This window comes from Clostridium sp. (genome assembly GCF_016650095.1).
In the GTDB taxonomy this organism is placed as follows: domain Bacteria; phylum Bacillota; class Clostridia; order Clostridiales; family Clostridiaceae; genus Clostridium_AD.
Map to the genome: position 1 here is coordinate 1 of NZ_JAENWL010000308.1, position 4,592 is coordinate 4,592.

Consider the following 4,592-nt stretch of genomic DNA (forward strand, 5'->3'; position numbering starts at 1 on the left):
AGGAATAGATGAGTTTTTAAATTCAGCAATTAAAGACGGAAGAATAAGATATGCAGGATTTTCATTTCACGATGATTTAGCTGTATTTAAAGAAATAGTAGATTACTATGATTGGTCATTCTGCCAAATTCAATATAATTACATAGATGAAAAGTTCCAGGCTGGAACAGAAGGATTAAAATATGCAGCAGATAAAGGTCTTGGAATTGTTATTATGGAACCACTTAGAGGTGGAAAAATAATTAAAGATCTTCCAGAAGCAGTTACAAATGTTTTTGATAAAGCTGAAATTAAAAAATCCCCAGTTGAATGGGCACTAACATGGGTATGGGATCATCCAGAAGTAGCTGTAGTACTTAGTGGTATGACAGAAATGGAACATGTTAATGAAAACTTAAAAATTGCCAGTGTTGCATTACCTAACTCACTAACAGAAAAAGAATTAGAAATAATGGATAATGTAAAAAAAATATATAGAGAAAGAACAAAAGTTAACTGTACAGCTTGTCAATATTGTATGCCCTGTCCAGTAGGTGTAAATATTCCTAAGAACTTTACTCTGTACAATCAATATCACATGTTTGTTACTCCAAAAACAGAAGGAGAACTAAAGCATCTTTATAATGCATTTGTAAACGTGTCAGAAAGAGCAGATAAATGTGTAGAGTGCGGTAAATGTGAAGAACATTGTCCACAAGGAATTAAAATTCGTGAAGAATTAAAAAATGTTAAAGCATTATTTGCATAACATTATATAACTTAACTGAGAGGCGGAAAGGTAAATGATAAACGATGAAAAGTATAATGAATTAATAAAATATCTCAAGGGGTTAGGAAAAGTAGTTTTAGCATTTTCAGGTGGAGTAGATAGTACTTTTTTACTTAAAGCAGCTAAAGAAGCTCTTGGGGATAATGTAAAAGCAGTAACAATTATGTCTCCATATATTCCAAAGTGGGAAATAGCAGAAGCAAAAGAATTAGCTGAAAAATTAGGAGTACAGCATGAAATTATAGAGGCTCCAATTATTGATTCAATAAAGTTTAATCCTGAAAATAGATGTTATCTTTGTAAGACGGCAGTGTTTAGTATGATTTTATCTATCGCTAAAAAGCAAGATTATAACTGTGTAATAGATGGAACTAACTTTGATGATATAAGTGATTATAGACCAGGGCTTAAAGCTTTAAAGGAATTAGATATAAAAAGTCCACTTTTAGAATGCAAAATAACTAAAGCAGAAATAAGAGCTTTTTCTAAAGAATTAGGACTTAATACTTGGGATAAGCCAGCATACGCTTGTCTTTTAACAAGAATACCTTATGGAAATGAATTAAAAGTAGAAGATTTTGAGAAGATTGAAAATGCGGAAAAATATATGATGAGCATAGGGTTTAGAGCTGTTAGAGTAAGATGTCATGGAGATTTAGCAAGAGTTGAAGTAAGTAAAAATGACAGAAGTAAATTATTTGATGAAGAACTTTTAGACACTATTGCTCAAAAGATAAAAGAATGCGGATTTAAATATGTAACTTTAGACATGCAAGGGTATAGAGTAGGGAGCTTCAATGAAACTATAATGAAAAATTCTGATGAGCAAAATAATAGACAAATATGAAAAGGCAGAAGTGACAGGTGTTTTGTCTTGGGATAAGTAGAATAATAATTTGTAACAGGATTAGAATCTCCGTACTCTTAAAATAGAGAGTATGGAGATTTTTTGATGATAATTTTACTGATTTATGAAATTAATGTTTAATTATGGTTAAGATAAGATATAATGAGTATATTGTGTGAGTAATGGGGCAGCACGCATAAACTAAAATATAAAATACATTAAAATTTAAAAAAATACTAAGAGGTGGTTTTATGAAAATGAAAAAGAGATTAGTTATATATTCTGTAATTACAATTCTCATGGTATGCTTATTTTCTTTAGGAAGCATAGTGCAATTCGTTATTAATATTGAGTGGTTTAAAGAAGTCGGTTACATTTCGGTATACTTTACAAAGATACTTACAGTGCTTAAGCTTATGGCACCTGTTTTTATACTTAGTTATATTGGTATATGGTTATACTATAAGGGCGTCAGAAAGAGCATTTTACACTTGAAAAAGGTAGTTGAGGTAAATCCTAAAAATGATGCTACCCAGAAAAAGATTTTTATAGCTTCTAATTTATTTATTTCATTAGTATTTTCTTATACTTTTGCATCTGCATATTGGGACATGTTTCTTAAGTTCATAAATGCAGTTAGCTTTAATGTGAAAGACCCTATTTTTAATATGGATGTATCGTTTTATATTTTCAAGCTTCCTTTAATTGAATCTTTATATAGTTTTATAATGGTACTACTAGTATGCTTAGTTCTTATTAAAGGAGTAGTTTTCTTTGCATATAAAACAAAGGATACTTTGTATGCAGGAAGAACAGCAAATCCTTTTGAAGACTTAAAAGAACTTGGTAAGGAACTTATTACATTTGGAGGTAAGCAGATTGCAATAATATCTTCACTGATAGCACTTTTCCTATCACTTGGATTTTTAGTGAATATACTTAATTTAGGGTATAGCCCTAGGGGAGTTGCGTATGGGGCAAGTTACACGGATATTCATGTAACATTACTTTTTTATAAGGTATTGATTGTAGCTTGTGTCATTGCAGCAGTGGTAATATTTACGAGCGTTTTAAGATCAAAGGTTAAGCCTATAATAATTTCAGTCGCTGCTTTAGTTTTGATAAGCTTTGTAGAAGTAATATCAGCAGCTGTAGTGCAAAACAGCATTGTAAACCCAAATGAAAAGCAATTTGAAAAACCATATATTCAAAATAATATTGAGTTTACAAGGAAAGCCTTTAATTTAGAAAATATCACTACAAAAGATTTTAATGTGAAAAATGATCTGGCAGAAGGGGATATTTTAAAGAATCAGAAGACAGTAGATAACATTAGGATAAATTCAACTGCGCAGGCGCTTGAATTTTATAATCAAGTTCAAATATTAAGATATTACTATAATTTTACTGACATAGACGTAGATAGATACAAAATAAACAATAAATATAGTCAGGTATTTATTGCAGCAAGAGAAATAGATTCAAAATTACTATCTCCTGACACTTGGCAAAATACTCACATGATTTATACCCATGGGTATGGTGTTGTAATGAGTAAAGTAAATGCTGTTACATCAGAAGGACAGCCTGATTTTGTAATTAAAGATATGCCAATTGCAAACAGTACAGATATTAAGTTAACTAATCCGAGAATTTATTTCGGTGAACAAACTGATCTGTACGCATTAGTAAATACTAATGTGAGTGAATTTGACTATCCTCAAGGTGGGTCCAATAAAGTAACAAATTACGATGGAAAAGCCGGAATAAAAATGAATGTAATTAATAAAATTTTATTTGCAATAAACAATGGGGAACTAAATTTTCTACTATCAAGGGATATTAAGAGTACAAGTAAAATTCTTATTAATAGAAATATAGTTGAAAGGGTAAAGACTATAGCTCCATTTTTATCTTATGATCAAGATCCATATGTTGTTGTAAGTGAAGGAAAAGTATACTATATGATTGATGCGTATACTACATCGACAAAATATCCGTACTCGCAGCCACAAAATGGAATAAACTATATTAGAAATTCAGTTAAGGTTGTAATCGATGCTTATGATGGGACTACAAATTACTATATGGAAGACCCAACTGATCCAATTGTGCAAACCTACGCAAAAATTTACCCTGATTTTTTTAAGGATATATCAAAGATACCAGATGATCTTAAAGCACATTTTAGATATCCTTCTGATATATTTAATATTCAAAGTGCAGTACTTGGGAAATATCATGTAACTGATCCTGGAGTCTTTTATAGTGGTGAGGATATTTGGGATGTTTCTAAGAATGCAAACGCAGTAGGTGGTGAGGTTAAAACAACTATTCCACCATATATCGTACGGAAATTATCAGACACAGACAGTGAAGAAATGGTATTACAACAGTATTTTAACATAAAGACAAAATATAACATGACAGCGATTTTAGGTGCTAGAATGGACGTAGGAAACTACGGCAAACTGTTTTTAGAAAAATTTCCAGCAGAAAAAACAGTTTACAGCCCACACCTCTTTAATCAGAGTGTAAGTCAGGATACTACAATTTCAGCACAACTTTCACTGTGGAACACAGGTGGATCTGAAGTGCAATATGGAGACACTGTAATTCTACCAATAGAGAATTCGCTTCTTTATATTGAACCTCTATATCTAAGAGCTAGTGGAAAAAATAGTATTCCAGAAATGAAAAAAATAATATTATCTTACGATAATAAGCTACTGATGGTTGATAATATTGAAACTGGATTACAGCAGATATTCAATTTTAAGGCGCCAGATAAAGTAATTACGGGTGATACGGGAACTAATGCAGCTCCATTAAGTCAAGCTAAAATTGAACTAATTAAGCAGGCAAATGATTTATATATTAAAGCAATTGAGGCTCAAAAAACCTTAGATTGGCAAAAATATGGAGAATATAATAAGCAACTTGGCGATATACTAAAACAATTAAATAAATAATAAG

The 4,592-nt window shown here is 30.9% G+C and carries 3 protein-coding genes; all 3 read left to right on the forward strand.

Going from position 1 to position 4,592, the window contains the following annotated elements; genetic code table 11:
* On the forward strand, positions 1-748 hold a 748-nt coding region (locus tag JJE11_RS15050), incomplete at its 5' end, for an aldo/keto reductase (RefSeq protein WP_291637068.1).
* Between the two features lie 34 nt (positions 749-782).
* A complete protein-coding gene (gene larE / locus JJE11_RS15055; RefSeq protein WP_291637070.1) occupies positions 783-1,616 on the forward strand; it encodes an ATP-dependent sacrificial sulfur transferase LarE in 834 nt (277 codons plus the stop codon).
* Between the two features lie 257 nt (positions 1,617-1,873).
* The gene (locus tag JJE11_RS15060; protein ID WP_291637072.1) at positions 1,874-4,588 is read left to right on the forward strand and encodes a UPF0182 family protein; all 2,715 of its coding nucleotides are present in this window, start codon (positions 1,874-1,876) and stop codon (positions 4,586-4,588) included.
* The last annotated feature ends 4 nt before the right edge of the window (positions 4,589-4,592 follow it).

Bases quoted from the DNA above. Each gene is read 5' to 3' on its own strand.
- larE (WP_291637070.1), top strand. From the start codon at position 783: ATGATAAACGATGAAAAGTATAATGAATTAATAAAATATCTCAAGGGG.
- JJE11_RS15060 (WP_291637072.1), top strand. From the start codon at position 1,874: ATGAAAAAGAGATTAGTTATATATTCTGTAATTACAATTCTCATGGTA.